General features: G+C 70.3%; 15 protein-coding genes. 5 read left to right on the top strand and 10 right to left on the bottom strand.

Annotated features, from left to right (window positions below; all coding sequences use genetic code 11):
• Positions 1 to 25: 25 nt before the first annotated feature.
• The 3 genes from AB0O24_RS18000 to AB0O24_RS17990 are packed head-to-tail and all read right to left on the bottom strand — an operon-like array spanning position 26 to position 2729.
• Positions 26 to 811, bottom strand: coding sequence for a maleylpyruvate isomerase family mycothiol-dependent enzyme (locus AB0O24_RS18000; RefSeq protein WP_363376781.1), 786 nt, complete (start codon positions 809 to 811; stop codon positions 26 to 28).
• Positions 808 to 1632, bottom strand: a complete 825-nt coding sequence (locus AB0O24_RS17995; RefSeq protein WP_363376780.1) for a fumarylacetoacetate hydrolase family protein — start codon at positions 1630 to 1632, stop codon at positions 808 to 810. The genes AB0O24_RS18000 and AB0O24_RS17995 overlap by 4 nt, the downstream gene beginning before the upstream one ends.
• Positions 1629 to 2729 carry a cupin domain-containing protein gene (locus tag AB0O24_RS17990; RefSeq protein ID WP_363376779.1) on the bottom strand — a complete coding sequence of 367 codons (1101 nt, stop codon included), beginning with the start codon at positions 2727 to 2729 and terminating at the stop codon, positions 1629 to 1631. The genes AB0O24_RS17995 and AB0O24_RS17990 overlap by 4 nt, the downstream gene beginning before the upstream one ends.
• Positions 2730 to 2931: 202 nt before the next feature.
• On the opposite strand from AB0O24_RS17990, the gene AB0O24_RS17985 reads away from it, so the two are divergent.
• Together AB0O24_RS17985 and AB0O24_RS17980 are read left to right on the top strand one after the other, a co-directional pair.
• Positions 2932 to 3744 carry an alpha/beta hydrolase gene (locus AB0O24_RS17985; RefSeq protein WP_275797857.1) on the top strand — a complete coding sequence of 271 codons (813 nt, stop codon included), beginning with the start codon at positions 2932 to 2934 and terminating at the stop codon, positions 3742 to 3744.
• 141 nt (positions 3745 to 3885) lie between these two features.
• Positions 3886 to 4473: a histidine phosphatase family protein gene (locus tag AB0O24_RS17980; RefSeq protein WP_363376776.1), complete on the top strand. Its 588-nt coding sequence runs from the start codon at positions 3886 to 3888 to the stop codon at positions 4471 to 4473.
• Between the two features lie 22 nt (positions 4474 to 4495).
• Here AB0O24_RS17980 and AB0O24_RS17975 read toward each other — a convergent pair whose 3' ends face one another.
• From AB0O24_RS17975 to pdhA, 4 genes are all read right to left on the bottom strand, one after another.
• Entirely contained in the window at positions 4496 to 5656 is a 1161-nt protein-coding gene (locus AB0O24_RS17975; RefSeq protein ID WP_363376775.1) for an acyl-CoA dehydrogenase family protein, read from the bottom strand.
• Positions 5653 to 7251, bottom strand: a complete 1599-nt coding sequence (locus tag AB0O24_RS17970) for a dihydrolipoamide acetyltransferase family protein (RefSeq protein ID WP_363376773.1) — start codon at positions 7249 to 7251, stop codon at positions 5653 to 5655. The genes AB0O24_RS17975 and AB0O24_RS17970 overlap by 4 nt, the downstream gene beginning before the upstream one ends.
• A 55-nt stretch (positions 7252 to 7306) precedes the next feature.
• Entirely contained in the window at positions 7307 to 8308 is a 1002-nt protein-coding gene (locus AB0O24_RS17965; protein ID WP_363376771.1) for an alpha-ketoacid dehydrogenase subunit beta, read from the bottom strand.
• Between the two features lie 76 nt (positions 8309 to 8384).
• Positions 8385 to 9512 (bottom strand): pyruvate dehydrogenase (acetyl-transferring) E1 component subunit alpha, encoded by a 1128-nt coding sequence (gene pdhA / locus AB0O24_RS17960; RefSeq protein WP_363376769.1) that lies wholly within the window; start codon positions 9510 to 9512, stop codon positions 8385 to 8387.
• Between the two features lie 176 nt (positions 9513 to 9688).
• Between pdhA and AB0O24_RS17955 the strand changes: the two genes are divergently transcribed.
• On the top strand, positions 9689 to 10162 hold the full coding sequence (locus AB0O24_RS17955) for an Lrp/AsnC family transcriptional regulator (RefSeq protein ID WP_307386555.1): 474 nt from the start codon (positions 9689 to 9691) through the stop codon (positions 10160 to 10162).
• 317 nt (positions 10163 to 10479) lie between these two features.
• Here AB0O24_RS17955 and AB0O24_RS17950 read toward each other — a convergent pair whose 3' ends face one another.
• Positions 10480 to 11472 carry a DMT family transporter gene (locus tag AB0O24_RS17950; RefSeq protein ID WP_275800188.1) on the bottom strand — a complete coding sequence of 331 codons (993 nt, stop codon included), beginning with the start codon at positions 11470 to 11472 and terminating at the stop codon, positions 10480 to 10482.
• A gap of 71 nt (positions 11473 to 11543) precedes the next feature.
• Here AB0O24_RS17950 and AB0O24_RS17945 point away from each other — a divergent pair, with 71 nt between their 5' ends.
• Complete coding sequence (locus AB0O24_RS17945) at positions 11544 to 12101, top strand: CGNR zinc finger domain-containing protein (protein ID WP_275800206.1); 558 nt, start codon at positions 11544 to 11546, stop codon at positions 12099 to 12101.
• 36 nt (positions 12102 to 12137) lie between these two features.
• On the opposite strand, the gene AB0O24_RS17940 is transcribed toward AB0O24_RS17945, so the two are convergent.
• The gene (locus tag AB0O24_RS17940; RefSeq protein WP_363376767.1) at positions 12138 to 13016 is read right to left on the bottom strand and encodes an alpha/beta hydrolase; all 879 of its coding nucleotides are present in this window, start codon (positions 13014 to 13016) and stop codon (positions 12138 to 12140) included.
• Positions 13017 to 13315: 299 nt separating this feature from the next.
• Between AB0O24_RS17940 and AB0O24_RS17935 the strand changes: the two genes are divergently transcribed.
• Entirely contained in the window at positions 13316 to 14050 is a 735-nt protein-coding gene (locus tag AB0O24_RS17935) for an exonuclease domain-containing protein (RefSeq protein WP_363376765.1), read from the top strand.
• A gap of 129 nt (positions 14051 to 14179) precedes the next feature.
• Here the strand turns inward: AB0O24_RS17935 and AB0O24_RS17930 are convergent, their stop codons facing one another.
• Positions 14180 to 14974 (bottom strand): alpha/beta hydrolase, encoded by a 795-nt coding sequence (locus AB0O24_RS17930; RefSeq protein ID WP_363376763.1) that lies wholly within the window; start codon positions 14972 to 14974, stop codon positions 14180 to 14182.
• Between the last annotated feature and the right edge of the window lie 275 nt (positions 14975 to 15249).

Raw genomic sequence — 15249 nt, 5'->3', positions numbered from 1 at the left:
GGTGCGCTGACGCGCTCCAACGATCTCAGAACCAGCGCGCGATCTCCGGCAGTTCCCCGCCGCCGACGACCCGCAGCCGCCGTGCCCCGCGACCGGCGAGCCACCGCGCGAGATCGGCTGCGGCGCCCTCGACCTCCGCGCCGCTCTCGCCGTACGAACCCGGCGAGTCGTCGCGGTCGGTGGCCCGCAGCACGACGGCTCCGGGCTCGCTACGGCGCGTCCACGCGCGGAAGACGTCCGCGATGATCCCGTCGATCATCTCGGGCGGGAACTCGAGGAACGATCCGCCGTTGTCGAGATCGACCGCGTGCACCCACACCTCTTTCGCGCGCATCCACGCCGTCTCGCGCGCGGGCACGGTGCGCCCCTGCGCGGTGACGACGTCGGCATCCCACTGCGCATCCGACAGATCCCGCCACTCGACGTCGAGGTGCACGGCGGCGTGGTCGACGAGGTGGCGCAGAGCCCGGGTGGGCAGGGTCGCGCCGAGGACGATCTCATCCCACCGCTGCGTGTCGGAGGCGTACATGCGGTTCTCGATGCCCGTGCGAGCCCGCTCCACCAGGCGCGCGACGGCGCGCGCGTTGTAACCGACGTGCGCGATCAGGTGCCGACGCGACCATCCCGGCAGCAGGCTCGGCGCGTCGAGGTCGGCGTCGTCGAGCTGCATGAGACGGCGGGCGAAGTACGCCGTGCCGCGCCGGGCGAGATCGAGGTGCGCGTGCGGGGCGGCGTCGGCGTCGTATCGCGCGCCGGCGCCTTGACGTTCCCGCAGCGCGAGCTGCTCGGGTGTCAGCTCTCCCGCCCTCACGGCTCCTCCGCCACGAATCGGTTGCGGAGGGTCCCGATCCCGTCGATGGTCACCTCGACCACGCTTCCGGATGCCAGATACTCCCGCGGTTCGCGTGCGTGGCCTACGCCGCCGGGGGTTCCCGTCAGGATGACGTCGCCGGGGCGCAGCGTCGTGATCGTGGAGACGTACCGCACCAGGTCGACCGGACCGTGGACGAGGTCGTGGATGTCCCCCACCTGCTTCTGCACCCCGTCGACCGTGGTGGTCATCCGCGCGTCCGAGGGGATCTCCTCGGGGGTCGCGAGCACGGGCCCGAGCGGCGTCGAGCGCTCCCACATCTTGCCCTGCAGCCACTCGCGGGTGCGGAACTGCCAGTCGCGCATCGAGACGTCGTTCGCGATCGTGTAGCCGGCGATGGCGTCCTCCGCCTGTTCGGCCGACGCTCGGCGGACGGTCGAGCCGATGACGACGGCGAGCTCGCCCTCCCAGTCGATCTCGGGACTCTCCGGCGGCAGCGGGATGTCCTCCCCCGCGGCGGCGAGGGTGTCGGGGAACTTCGCGAACAGGACGGGGTACTCGGGGAGGTCGCGCTTCATCTCGAGGATGTGCGCGCGGTAGTTCAGTCCGACGCACACGATCTTGCTCGGTGCGAGGATCACGGGCGCGTACTCCACGGCATCCAGATCCACGACCGGGCCGTCGATACCCGCAACGGCCGACGTCGGGCCCGCCCGCAGCACGTCGCCGACATCGGCGAAGCGCTCGAGCACGGTCGCGCGCTCGCCGTCCACACGGGCCGCGGCGGTGGCCCCCTTCCACTGCAGGGTCATCAGCTTCATCGGTCGGTCTCCTCTTCGAACTCGCGGTACAGCCCCAGGCCCTCGAAGATGGGCGCGTCGCTGAAGTGGAACAGGTCCAGGCGGGTCTCGGCCTGCACGCGGAAGCGGCACCAGCTCGGCACGACGAAGATGTCGCCGTGCTCGACGGTGTGCTCGGTGTCGCCCAGCAGCACGCGCCCGGTCCCCTCGAACACCTGGTACACGTTCGACCCGACCTCTTGGCGCACCGGTGTCGACGCGCCCTCGCGCAGGCGATGGAACTGCGCGCGGATCGTGGGCATCACGTCGCCGCCGGTCGTCGGGTTGGCGAAGCGCACGGCCGCGTGGCCGGGGCCGACCGTGGCCGGCATCCCCTCGCCCTCCAGCAGCAGCTGGTCGGTGAGCGCGGCGTCGGTGTGCTCCCAGCGGTAGGCCCCGATCGGGCTCGAGACGGTGCGCCGGAGCCCCGCGAGCGGCAGAAGTCCCGGGTGCGCCCACAGTCGCTCCGAGCGCGAGAAGTTGGGGGTCGCTTCGTCGGTCACCCGCTCCGAACCGAACTCGAAGAAGCCGGAGTCCATCTGGTAGGCGAAGGGGATGTCGAGCCCGTCGATCCAGGTCATCGACTCGTCGGTCTCGTTGTGGTGGCCGTGGAAATGCCAACCGGGGGTGAGCAGGAAGTCGCCGCGGCTCATGCGCACGGGGTCGCCGTTGACGACGGTCCAGACACCTTCGCCCGAGGTGACGAAGCGGAAAGCGTTCTGCGAGTGGCGGTGCTCGGGGGCGGTCTCGCGCGGCCCCAGTTGCTGGATCGCGGCCCACAGCGTCGGCGAGATGTACGCGCGCCCGCCCATCCCCGGGTTGGCGAGGCCGATCGCCCGGCGCTCGCCGCCGCGCCCCACGGGCACGAGGTCGCCCGCGCGTTCCGCCAGCGGCTGCAGGGCGCTCCAGCGCCACACCCACGGCAGGGCCTTCGGCTGCGGGGTCTGCGGCATGAGGTCGTCCAGCTGCGTCCACAGCGGGATGAGATGGTTCTCCTCGAATCCGCGGTACAGGGCGCGCAGCTCAGGGGTGTCCTCGGGCTGCATCGCGTTCTCGACCGGGGTCACGGTCTCGCTCATCGGTCCTCCTCGACATGAACTCCCCTCCAGGTTGCATTACTCATGTCGGTTGCGCAACGTGTTTTTGTCACACTTACGGATAAAGCGAGACATTTCTCTTGCGCCAGACGCGAATCTGTTACACCATGTGGCCACGGGTTGCTGCGGCACGGCGCCGCGGGCCCGGTGAGAGCATCGACGCCCATCTGCAAGGAGGCAGAGCATGTCCGAACTCGAGCACCACGAGACCACCTCGTCCGATGGGACGCCCATCGCCTACTTCCGTCGGGGCACCGGCCCCGCGCTCGTCGTCACGCACGGAAGCATCGCGACGAAGGAGCAGTGGATCCCCGCCAGCGAAGCCCTCGCCGAGCACGTGACCCTGTACGTCTACGACCGTCGCGGCCGAGGCGGCACCGGCGACACGGAGGAGTACTCGCTCGCCCACGAGGTCGCCGACATCGCCGCGATGATGGAGGTGGCCGGCCCCGGAGCGCATCTGCTCGGCCACTCGTTCGGAGCACTGGCCACACTCGCCTACGCGCGGGAGCACGGCCTGGGCGGCGGGACCCTGGTCGCGTACGAGCCGCCGCTCGCCGTGCAGGGCGCGGTCGCGGGTGAGCGCCTCGAGGGCTATCGCCGACTGGTGGATGCCGGAGACCTCGACGCCGCCCTCGAGTACGCGCTCGTGAACTTCGTCCGCGTGCCGGCCGAGGCGATCCCCTTCATCCGCGAGACGCCGCTGTGGGGTGCGAGTGTGCCGCTCACCCCCACGTGGGTGCGCGAGCTCGCCGAGATCGACGCCCTCGGCAGCGACCTGACCCCGTACGCCGAGATCGACGACCCGACACATCTCATCGCGGGTACGGCGACCACGTCGTTCCTGTACCAGTCCGCGCACGACCTGGTCGAGGTCATCCCGAACGCCGGCATCACCGACATCGAGGGGGCCGACCACTTCGCGCACCTCGCCGACCCGCAGGGCTTCACCCGCGTGGTCGTGGAGGCGCTGAACATCCCCGCGGTCGCGCGGTAGCGAACCCCCGAGTCCCGGCCCCCGGCGTGCGCCCGACCGCGCCGGGGGCCGTTCCAGGGCACGGCGCCGCGGTCTCGCGGCAGGGGCTTGCGTCGACCGCATAGCCGCTCGCCCGCGTCCCACTCCGGTTAGGCTCGACGGGTGACGATCCTGACCCTCGTGCGACACGGTGAGACCGACTGGAACTCCGGGGGCCGCATCCAGGGCTCGACCGACATCCCCCTGAACGACACCGGACGCGCCCAGGCCCGCGAGCTCGCCGAGACCCTGGCCGCCGAGTACGCGGGGCGCGACGTCGTCATCGTCTCGAGCGACCTCTCCCGGGCGGCAGAGACCGCCGACATCCTCGCCGACGCCCTCGGCATCACGGTGAGCCGCCGGATGCCAGGACTTCAGGAACGCTCCTACGGCGACGCCGAGGGTATGGACGCCCCCACCTTCTCCGAGACGTACGGCCCGTGGCACGCCGCCGACGTGCCGGGTGCCGAGACGTGGCCCGTGGTGCGGGAGCGTGCGCTCGCCGCGCTCGCCGAGGCCGTGGCATCCGCTCCCGAAGGAGCGGATGTCATCGCTGTCGCGCACGGCGCGCTCATCCGCGAGGTCATCATGTTCGCCACCGACGGCGCCTTCCCCCGCGAGGGCGAGAGGCTGCCGAACTGCTCGGCCACGACGTTCCGCCTCGACGGCGACCGCTGGGAGATGCTCGCGTACGCGGGCGTCGCGAGCTGAAAGAGCCCTCCGGCCCGTCCCCTCAGCTCGCCCCCAGCGCCCGCGAGATCACCATGAGCTGCACCTCGGTCGTCCCCTCGCCGATCTCGAGGATCTTCGAGTCGCGGTAGTGCCGCGCGACCGGGTACTCGTTGATGAACCCGTTGCCGCCGAACACCTGCGTCGCGTCGCGGGCGTTGGCCATCGCGGCGTCGCTCGCGGTCATCTTCGCGACCGCGGCATCCACCGAGAACGGCTTGCCCGCGTCGCAGAGGCGCGCGGCGTGCACCCACGCGAGGCGCGCGGTGTGGACGCGGGCGTGCATGCGCGCGAGGAGGAACTGGATGCTCTGCCGCGTCGACAGTCGCTCGCCGAACACCGTGCGGCTGCGCGCGTAGTCGACGGCGGCTTCGAGGCATCCCTCCGCCGCTCCCGTGGCCAGCGCCGCGATCGCCACGCGGCCCTCGTCGAGCGTGCGGAGGAAGTTCTTGAAGCCCTGTCCGCGCTCGCCGAGGAGGTTCGCCTCGGGCACACGCACGCCGTCGAACGTGAGCGGGTGCGTGTCGGAGGCGTTCCAGCCAACCTTGTCGTAGGCGGGGCCGACCGTGAATCCGGGCGTGCCGTTCGGGACGATGATCGTCGAGATCTCGGGGCGGTCCCCGGCGCGGCCGGTGACGGCCGTCACGGTGACGAAACGGGTGATGGCGGTGCCCGAGTTGGTGATGAATTGCTTCGACCCGTCGATCACCCACTCCCCCGACTCGAGACGCGCTGTCGTGCGCGTCGCCCCGGCGTCGCTGCCGGCCTCGGCCTCGGTGAGACCGAAGCCCGCGAGCGCACGCCCGGCGACGAGGTCGGGCAGGTACTGCGCCTTCTGCGCGTCGGTGCCGTAGCGGAACAGCGGCATCGCGCCGAGGCCAACGCCGGCTTCGAGCGTGATCGCCATCGACTGGTCGACGCGCGCGATGCCCTCGATCGCGACGCAGAGGCTCGCGTAGTCGCCGCCCTGACCGCCGACCTCCTCGGGGAACGGTAGACCGAACAGTCCGATCTCGCCCATCTGCGCGACGAGATCGAGTGGCAGCTCGTGCGCGCGGTCGGCTTCGTACGAGCGCGGTGCGATCACGTCGTCGGCGAACTCGCGGACCATGGCGGCGAGTTCGCGTTCGTCGCCGGTGAACGCCTGCTGACTGTCGATGCTCACAGCGAGTCTCCTCCTCGAGGGCGGGGGAACAGCATGGCGCGGCCGGGTTCCCGGAGCACGCCGGCGACATCGGTGAGGAACCGCGCCGCCTCGGCCCCGTCGACCAGACGGTGGTCGAACGAGAGACTGAGTGTCAGCACGTCGCGCAGCGCGATCTCGCCGTGATGCTCCCACGGGGTTCGGCGCACGGCGCCCACCGCGAGGATCCCGGCCTCACCGGGGTTGAGGATCGGGGTCCCGGCATCCACTCCGAAGACCCCGACATTGGTGATCGAGAACGTCCCGCCCGTCATCGCGGCCGGTGCCGTCCGGCCCGCGCGGGCGGTCGCAGCGAGCTCGGCGATCGCGTCGGCGAGGTCGACGAGTCCGAGGGTGTCGGCATCCGGGATCACCGGCACCACCAGCCCGCGCTCGGTCGCCGCGGCGATCCCGAGGTTGACGTAGTGGTGCTCGATGATCTCGCCCGCGGTCTCGTCCCATTTCGCGTTCAGCGCGGGCGTCCGCCCGAGCGCGAGGCACACCGCCTGGGCGACGATCGCGAGCACGCCGATGCGGTGTCCGTCGAGGGCACGATCGATCTTGAGGGATGCCAACAGCTCGGTCGTCGCGGTGACGTCGAGCGTGAGGAACGTCGTCGCGTGCGGAGCGGTGAACGCGCTCTGCACCATCGCGGCGGCGGTGTGCTTGCGCACCCCGCGGATAGGCGTGCGCGTGACGCGCGCACGCTCGGAAGCGGGTCTGGCCGGGGGGACCGTCGACGCGGAGGGAAGGGTGTCGGTGACCATGCCGGGCACCTGCGCTTCCGTGGGGGTACGGGCGGCGAACTCCTCGACGTGCGCGCGGGTCACCGTCTCACCCGGGTGGGCTGCGGCGACGACGACGAGGTCGACGCCGAGGTCTTTCGCGAGCTTGCGCACGGGCGGCGTGGACCGCGGACGCTCGAGGGGCAGCTCGATCGGCCCGGTGCGCAGCACGTCGTGCGGCGCAGCCTCGCGCACGGCGGTGTCACTGTCGAGGACCGCCGTGGCCCCGCCGCGCGCTCGCCGCCGCGGGCGGCTCGCGGATGAGGGTGCAGCCCCGTAGCCGACGAGATTGGGGGTGGCTTTCTCGGACTCCCCCGGTGCCGTCGTGCGGAGATCGTCCGCGACACGCCGCTCGACCGCGCCTGACATCCGCGTGTCGGCGACGAACTCCGCGGGACGGTCCATGCCCTCGGCCGGGGAGCCAGACTCCGTCGTGCGGAGATCGTCCGCGACACGCCGCTCGGCGGCGCCTGACATCGGCGTGTCGAACGCGAACTCCGCCGGACGGTCCACACGCGACGACGTTTCAGCCGCGCTCGGGCTCTCGGCATCCGCCCCCACCGTGAAGGACACGAGCGGAGAGCCGACCTCGACGACGTCGCCCGCGGCCGCGTGCAGGCTCTGCACGGTGCCGGCGTACGGCGAGGGGATCTCGACGATGGCCTTGGCCGTCTCGACCTCGGCGATCGTCTGGTTGAGCGAGACCTCATCACCCTCGGACACGTGCCACTGCACGATCTCGGCCCCGGGGAGACCTTCGCCGAGGTCGGGAAGGCGGAACTCCGCGATCATCGAACGCCCCCCTTCGCCTCGACAACACACGATGATTCAGCACAGCATTCCCGGATCATCGCAGCACCCCCTGCTCGCGCTCGAGCACCCGATCCACGGCGAACAGGATCCGGTCCAGGTCCGGAACGTGGTGCCTCTCGAGCTTCGAGGGCGGATACGGGATGTCGTGGCCGGTCACGCGCTGCGGGGGCGTCTCGAGGTAGTGGAAGCACTGCTCCGTGATGCTCGCGACGAGTTCCGCTCCGACGCCCGCCTCTCGGGCCGCCTCGTGGGTGACGACGACGCGGCCGGTCTTGCGGACGGATGCCGCCACGGTGTTCATGTCGATCGGCGACAGCGAGCGCAGGTCGATGACCTCGAGCGAGATCCCCTCGTCCTCCGCGGCGAGCGCGGCATCCAGAGCCGTGCGTACCTGCGCCCCGTAGGTGACGATCGTCGCATCGGTCCCCTCGCGGGCCACGCGGGCGAGGTGCATCGGCGGGGCGTCGGCGAGGTCAGCATCCAGATCCACCTCGCCCTTCGAGTGGTACAGGCGCTTCGGCTCGAAGAAGATGACGGGATCATCGGATGCCACGGCCTGACGCAGCATCACGTGAGCGTCCTGCGGGTTGCTGGCGGCGACGACCCGGAGTCCCGCCGTGTGGACGAAGTACGCTTCGGGGGACTCCGAGTGGTGCTCGGCGGCTCCCACGCCCCCGGCCCACGGGATGCGGATGACCAGTGGCATCCGGATCCGTCCGTTGCTGCGGTAGTGGAGCTTGGCGACCTGGCAGACGATCTGGTCGAACGCCGGGTAGACGAAGCCGTCGAACTGGATCTCGACGACCGGGCGGTAGCCCCGCAGGGCGAGACCGACGGCGGTGCCGACGATGCCCGCCTCCGCGAGAGGGGTGTCGACGACCCGCTGCGCGCCGAAGCGCTGCTGCAGACCGTCGGTCACGCGAAAGACGCCGCCGAGCTTGCCGATGTCCTCCCCCATGAGCAGAACCTTCTCGTCGCCCTCCAGGGCTTTCGCGAGGCCCGCGTTGATCGCGGCGCCGAGGGTAAGAGCGGTCATCGCGAGATCTCCTCGCCGTCGTTCTCGAGCGCACGGGACAGCCCCGTGTTGATCGCGGCACCGAGAATCAGCACCTTCATCGCGAGCCCTCGCCCTCGAACCCGGCCAAGTACTCCGCGTACTCCGCTCTCTGCCGCTCCAGCCCGCCATGGGGTTCCGCGTACACGTGGTCGAACATCGTCTCGGGCGCGCGCGTCGTGGCTCCGATGCACGCCGCACGTACCTCGGCGGCGAGCGCATCGGCGGCCCGGGCGACCTCCTCCAGCCCTCCGTCGTCGAGGATCCCCTCGGCCCGCAGGTAGGCCTCGAGCCGCTCGATGGGGTCGCGCTGCGCCCAGGCCTCGACCTCGCCGGAGTCGCGGTAGCGGGTCGGGTCGTCGCTCGTCGTGTGCGGGCCCATGCGGTAGGTCACCGCCTCGATGAACGAGGGCCCCTCCCCGCGTCGCGCGCGATCCAGCGCCCACCGCATCGCCGCAACGCACGCGAGCGCGTCGTTGCCGTCGATCCGCAGACTCGGGATGCCGAACCCCGGCGCGCGGCCCGCGATGGGGTACTTCGCCTGGACGGTGACGGGCTCCGAGATCGCCCACTGGTTGTTCGAGCAGACGAAGACGACCGGGGCACGGAACGAGGAGGCGAAGACCATCGCCTCGTTGACGTCACCCTGGCTCGTGGCACCGTCGCCGTAGTACGCGACGGCGACGTCGGTCGAGCCGTCGCGCTGCGCTCCCATGGCCCAGCCGGTGGCGTGCAGCGACTGCGCGCCGATGATGATCTGGGGCGGAGCGGCGTTGATGGTGGTGTGGTCGTAGGCGGAGTGCTCCTCCCCGCGCCACGCGAGCACGTAATCCGCGGGCTGCGCGCCTCGGCCGAGCAGAACCCCGTGCTCGCGGTAGCTCGGGAAGACGAAGTCGCCGGGGGCGAGTGCGTGCGCGGTACCGACCTGCACGGCCTCCTGGCCGCGGCACGGTGCCCACAGGGCGAGCTGACCCTGTCGCTGGAGGGCGACGCCCTCGGCATCCAGTCGCCGGGTCAGGACCATATCGCGGTGGAGGGCCCGCAGCTCGTGCGGCGAGAGGTCGGACACCCACGGGTCGAGGGTGGCGTCGGGCACGCGGGAGCCGTCGGGCTCGAGCACCCGCAGCACCTCTCCCTGGTCGGGGACTCCTCCGGTGAGAGAGTCCTGGGTCTGGGTGTACGTCATCGTCATCCCTCCAGCTGCGGCCCGAGCTCCTCGTGAGAGCCGGGGCGTTCCGGGTGTCGGCAACGTCGCCGACACGGCCGACCGTACGCGCGGAAGGCAGGGCGCTCAAGACCTCGGTACATAACTCAGCATTCTGCGCACTACGAGGGGTGGGTCCCCTGCTAATGTTTCGCAGCATGAGCAAGCTCGACGCCGTGGACCTCGACCTCCTCCGCGCTTTGTCCGCCGATCCGCGTGCCACCGTCGTCGCGCTCGCCGAGAAGCTCGGCCTCTCGCGCAACACCGTGCAGGCACGCATGAGTCGGCTCGAACGCGGGGGCGTGTTCCTCTCCTACGAGCGCACGCTGTCGGCCGAAGCCCTCGGGTTCCCGATCGAGGCGTTCCTCCAGGTCACGGTGCGGCAGGCCGAGCTCCCGGCGATCCGCGAGGAGCTCGCGAAGGTTCCCGAGGTGCTTCAGGCCCACGGCCTGAGCGGACAGGTCGACCTGCTCGTGCGGGTCGCGTGCCGCGACACTCAGCACCTGTTCGACACCGACGCACGCATCCTCGCGATCGAGGGCGTCGAACGCACCGAGACGTCGCTCGTGATGGGCGAGGTCATCGGGTACCGCGTCGGCCCGCTGATGGACCTCGCGCGCGGCGAGATCTAGCCCGCGCGCCGCGTCCCCCGCGGGCGTCCGAGGTCCCTGAGCGTGCGAGTCCCACGACCCTGAGCCTGTCGAAGGGACCGGAACCCCCTCCTGCGGTCCCCGCGAGCACCTGAGGTCCCTGAGCCTGTCGAAGGGACCGGAACCCCCTCCTGCGGTCCCCGCGAGCACCCGAGGTCCCTGAGCGTGCGAGCCCCAGGACCCTGAGCCTGTCGAAGGGACCGGAACCCCCTCCTGCGGTCCCCGCGAGCACCTCAGGTCCCTGAGCGTGCGAGCCCCAGGTCCCTGAGCCTGTCGAAGGGACCGGAACCCGCCTCAGCTCACGGCGCCGGCACCACCGGGATGCTCGCCGTCTCGGTCTTCGGTTCGGCCGGGCTCCCGGCATCCAGCCGCACGAGCACAACCCCCACGAGGATCAGCGCCCCACCCGCGAACTGCACCGGAGCGGGAGTCTCACCCAGCAGCAGCCAGGCGAAGCCGAGGGCGAAGAGCACCTCGCTGAGGCCGACGAACGATGCCAGGCGCGAGCCGATGAGCGGCACCGCGATCACGCCGAGCGCGTAGCCGAGCGTCGTCGCCACGGCACCCACCCAGAGCAGCGGCAGGATGCCGGGAACCTGAAGACCGGCGAGCGAGACCGTGATCGAGGGAGCGGCGAAGGGAAGGATGCCGGTGCCCACGAGAATCCCCATGAGGACCGCCCCGACGATCAGCCCTCCCGCGGCGAGCGCCAGGGGCGGGAGGTCATCGCCCGCGCGTCCGGCGATCACGAAGTACGCCGCCGCGCACACCGCGGCGCAGAGCGCGAAGACGGTGCCGAGCAGGTCGAATCGTGCACCGCTGATGTCGACGACGAGTACGAGCCCCGTCATCGCGACGACCGACCCGATGAGCACCGCTTTCGATGGGGCTCGACGTGTGCGGACCCACACCGCGATGACGATGAGCACCGGCGCGATGTACTGGATGAGCAGGGCGACGGCCACCGGCATCCGCTGCATCGCGGCGAAGTAGAACAGCTGGCACCCGGCGACGGCGGTGAGTCCGAACGAGACGATCAGCAGACCGTGACGGCGAAGGAACCCGCGCTGCCGACGGATCGCGACGACGAGAGCGGGCGAGAGCAGGAGAGCCGCGACGCTCATCCGCACCAGGAGCACCGTGCCGAGCGACCACCCGCCGTCGAGGAGCGGCTTCACGAACGGGCCGCTGCTCGAGAACGCGAGGGCGGAGGCGACAGCGATGGCGAGGCCCGTGACGGCGCCGGAGCCACGGTGAGTGGGGCGAGGGAGGGTGACGGACGACGTGGTCATGCGGGCCTGCTGTCAGGAGTGAAGAACGTTTACACTCGTGACAGTAGGACCTCGGCATGTCAGGAGTCAACATGGTCTTCATTCGTGACACCGAACTGGTGCTGCGCGCGACCGTCGAGCTGGTCAACACCCTGCCCCAGACCGACGTGAGCGGGGTCGACAGCCTGACCACGATGGCCGAGCTCGATGACTTCGCCGAGCGACACACCTACACCGGTTCGCGCGCGAGAGACGAGCACGAGCTCGCCGAGGTGCGTGGCATCCGTTCCCGCATCCAACAGCTGTGGAACGTCGATCGCGATGGAGCGGTACCCCTCGTCAACGCGATGCTGCGCGACGGACGGGCACTGCCGCAGCTCGTACGGCACGACGAGTTCGACTGGCACATCCACGCGTCGGAGCCCTCGGACCATCTCGCCCAGCGCATGCTCGTCGAGACGGCGATGGCTTTCGTCGACGTCATCCGCGCCGATGAGTACGCGCGCGTCCGCGTGTGCGACGCCGACGATTGCAACGGCGTCTACGTCGACTTCTCGAAGAACGGGTCCAAGCGATACTGCGACGCCGGCAACTGCGGAAACCGCATGAACGTCAACGCCTACCGCAAGCGGAAGGCGGAGACGGCGTAGGGCTCTCGTCGGCCGAGCCGTGCGCGATCGGGCGCGTCAGCTGACGTCGAGGAACGCCCGGATGGCGGATGCCGCTGCCTCCGGCGTCTCGTAGTGGATCAGGTGGCCGACCTCGGGGATCTCGACCAAGGCGGCATCGGGGAAGAGGGTCGCCAGGTGCCGCTCGGCCTCGATCGGCGTGATGTCGTCCTTCTCGGCCGCGATGAGCAGCGTCGGCTGCGCGATGCGCGGGGCGAACTCGCGCACGTCGTGCGAGACGCTCGTGACGAAGGCCTCGTGCAGGACGTCGCGGTCGGCGAAGCGCGAGAAGTACTCGTCGTGCTGCTCGTGGACGAAGCGTCGCAGCGCGGGGTCTCGCGTCTTGGCCATCGCGTTGCTCATCACGCGCACGATGAGGCCGTTGCGCAGCAGCGCGTCGCCCACGGCGCGCGGCAACTTGGCCCCCGCGAGGTAGTAGAAGACGGCGAGCCGGGTCAGGATGCCGCGCGGTCCCTCGAGCGCGGGCGCACCGATCGGATTGACCAGGATGAGCTTCGGCGTCGTAAGACCTCCCGCGACGGCCGCCGATGACACGATCGAGCCGAACGAATGGCCGAGGACGACGGCCCCCGGAGCCACGGCGTCGACGAACGCGCGCAGCCACGAGGCGTACCCCTCGAGGTCGTGGGCACGCCCACGGAGCGGCGGCGTCTCGCCGAAGCCGGGCAGATCGGGCGAGATCACGCGGATGCCAGGGAGGTGGGCGACCACGGGATCGAGCCCGTGATGCTCACCGCGGAACCCGTGCACCGCCACGATCGTGGTCTCGGCGGCGTCATCACCGTAAACCCAGTACGCCGTCTCGCCCCCGAGCACGTCGACCGTGCGGCGCTCGACCGGTATCGCGGCGAGCAGATCGGCGTACGGGTTGGGCATGGCATCGAGTTTACGAGGGGGTTCCGACATCGCTGGTTCCGGCGGCGAAGCAGCCCGCCTGCACGACTGGGGGTTCCGACATCGCTGGTTCCGGAGGCGAGGCAGCCCGTGTCCACAGCCGGGAGTGCCGGCATCCCCGGCGCCGGCGGCGAAGCAGCCCGCCTGCACGACTCGGGGGTTCCGACATCCCCGGCGCCGGCGGCGAGCACTCCCCGTGCACAACCCGGAGTTCCTGGCATCCCTCCCCCATTCCTGCGCGCCTCGCGGGTCGTGTCGGACCCCCGATCTACGGTGACCCCATGACCCTGTGGCAGGCCGAGCCGCTCCCGCTCTTCCAGACCCCCGAATGGACGCGTCTCGTCGGCGTCTTCGACCTCGAGACGACCGGCGTCGACGTCGAGAACGACCGCATCGTGACCGCGCACGTCGGTGTTCTCGATGCGGACGGCCACGTGATCGACGCGCGCGACTGGCTCGCCGACCCCGGCGTCGAGATCCCCGACGGCGCGGCCGCCATCCACGGGATCACCACCGAGCGAGCGCGGGCCGACGGCGCTCCCGCGCCGCGCGTCGTCGCCGAGGTCGTCGAGGCGCTCAGTGCACTCTTCGCCGCCGGGATCCCGGTCGTCGCGTACAACGCGCCGTTCGACTTCTCGCTGCTCAAGCACGAGGCGGTGCGGCACGGCATCGCTCCCATCGACTCCCCCTCTCCGGTGATCGACCCCCTCGTCGTCGACAAGACCTACGACCGCTACCGGCGTGGCAAACGCACGCTGTCGGTCGTGGCCGAGCATTACGCGGTGCCGTTGGAGTCGGCGCACGAAGCGTGTGCCGACGCGGTCGCCGCGGGCCGGCTCGCCCTGGCGCTCGCCGAACGCTTCGCGCCGTGGCTGCCTTCGACCGTCGAAGAACTGCACACGCGCCAGATCGCCTGGGCTCGCGCCCAAGCTGCGAGTCTCACCGAGTACTTCGTGAAGATCGGACGCCTGGATGCCACGACTCCCCCGCTCGATGGGGCGTGGCCGATCCGCTGAAAGTGCATCAGGGGTGGGCGCCGCAAGTGCAACCCCCGGCGAAGAGAAGCTGCGTCTTCCGGGGCAGGCCAGGCAACGGGGTTCGGACACCAGCGGTTCGGATCAGGAGTTCAGATAACAGCTGTTCGTTCAGCGGACGCCGAGAAACCCCCTCAACGCACCGATCCATTGGTCGAAAGCATCGAGATGAGCGTCGTGTAACGCGTGTGCGAGATCGACGCGTTGGACATGAACCCCTCGCCGGACGAACTCGGCCTTCTGGTCCTCGGAGAACATGCCGTCCTCGCCGTACGCCACCAGCGTCGGCGCCGTGACCCGCTCCCATTCGGGCCATCGAGGAGTCGCATTGGCACGGAGAGCGTCGACCATGACAGCGGGCTCGAAGCGAGGGGAGAGCCCCTCCGGGCGCTCTTCGAGATCAGCGATCCACGCGGTCGCCAGCGGGCCCTCCCCAAGAGCCGCGACAGCCGCGGATCGATCGGCGAAGGGAATCGGCCAGGACCCGAAGTACTCACCCAGAGCGTCCGCTTCTTCGGGGCGAGTGCCACCCGCGTCGCATTCCAGGAGGACGAGGCGCCGCACGAGAAGCGGATTCGATGCGGCGAGAAGCATGGCCGTGTGGGCGCCGAGAGATTGCCCGACGAGATCGACGGGGACCGCGGACTCCGCGGCGATCACGCTCGCCGCATCGGAGACGAACGTGGCACGGGACGTGTCGAGGGGATGTCGTGTGCTGTGCCCGTGATTACGCTGGTCGATGAGAACGACTCGGCGTCCGGTCAAGGCGCGGGCGGTCGCTTCGAACTCGCGACCGCTTCCTGCCAACCCGTGCAGAATGACCACGGGCGGGCCCGCTCCGTCCTGACAGGCGTAAGAGATGGTGGTTCCGTCGGCGACGACGATCTCTCTACGAACCAGGTCCATCCCGTCACCGTATCCATCTGGGCGGAGCACGCACCGCAAAACCTCTGCCCGTCAGCCGAGAAGTCGCCCCGTCGACCGACGCACGGCTGAGCAGAGCCACGAACCCGGCCAATGATGCTCCTATGGGTTGTCAAGTGGTGAGGAGCCATTGGCGGTAGGTGTGGGTGAAGTCGTCGTCGCCGGCGTTTGCCGCGTTCGATGGTGGAGATTTTCATGGGCCATACGCCGAAGTGGTGTGCGGCGGTTTCGATGCTGATGCCGCGGGCTTGTCGGAG

The sequence above is a fragment of the Microbacterium sp. NPDC086615 genome (genome assembly GCF_040686055.1).
Classification (GTDB): Bacteria; Actinomycetota; Actinomycetes; order Actinomycetales; family Microbacteriaceae; genus Microbacterium.
Note: the sequence above shows the minus strand (reverse complement) of the source record. Positions and strands in the feature narration are given on the sequence as shown.

What these genes read in the sequence shown, in the direction of transcription:
- AB0O24_RS17955 (WP_307386555.1), top strand. Translation starts at nt 9,689, where the DNA reads ATGAGCAAGCTCGACGCCGTGGACCTCGACCTCCTCCGCGCTTTGTCC.
- AB0O24_RS17970 (WP_363376773.1), bottom strand. Translation starts at nt 7,251, where the DNA reads ATGATCGCGGAGTTCCGCCTTCCCGACCTCGGCGAAGGTCTCCCCGGG.
- AB0O24_RS17990 (WP_363376779.1), bottom strand. Translation starts at nt 2,729, where the DNA reads ATGAGCGAGACCGTGACCCCGGTCGAGAACGCGATGCAGCCCGAGGAC.
- AB0O24_RS17965 (WP_363376771.1), bottom strand. Translation starts at nt 8,308, where the DNA reads ATGACCGCTCTTACCCTCGGCGCCGCGATCAACGCGGGCCTCGCGAAA.
- AB0O24_RS17930 (WP_363376763.1), bottom strand. Translation starts at nt 14,974, where the DNA reads ATGGACCTGGTTCGTAGAGAGATCGTCGTCGCCGACGGAACCACCATC.
- AB0O24_RS17935 (WP_363376765.1), top strand. Translation starts at nt 13,316, where the DNA reads ATGACCCTGTGGCAGGCCGAGCCGCTCCCGCTCTTCCAGACCCCCGAA.
- AB0O24_RS17945 (WP_275800206.1), top strand. Translation starts at nt 11,544, where the DNA reads ATGGTCTTCATTCGTGACACCGAACTGGTGCTGCGCGCGACCGTCGAG.
- AB0O24_RS17940 (WP_363376767.1), bottom strand. Translation starts at nt 13,016, where the DNA reads ATGCCCAACCCGTACGCCGATCTGCTCGCCGCGATACCGGTCGAGCGC.
- AB0O24_RS17995 (WP_363376780.1), bottom strand. Translation starts at nt 1,632, where the DNA reads ATGAAGCTGATGACCCTGCAGTGGAAGGGGGCCACCGCCGCGGCCCGT.
- AB0O24_RS17985 (WP_275797857.1), top strand. Translation starts at nt 2,932, where the DNA reads ATGTCCGAACTCGAGCACCACGAGACCACCTCGTCCGATGGGACGCCC.
- pdhA (WP_363376769.1), bottom strand. Translation starts at nt 9,512, where the DNA reads ATGACGTACACCCAGACCCAGGACTCTCTCACCGGAGGAGTCCCCGAC.
- AB0O24_RS17950 (WP_275800188.1), bottom strand. Translation starts at nt 11,472, where the DNA reads ATGACCACGTCGTCCGTCACCCTCCCTCGCCCCACTCACCGTGGCTCC.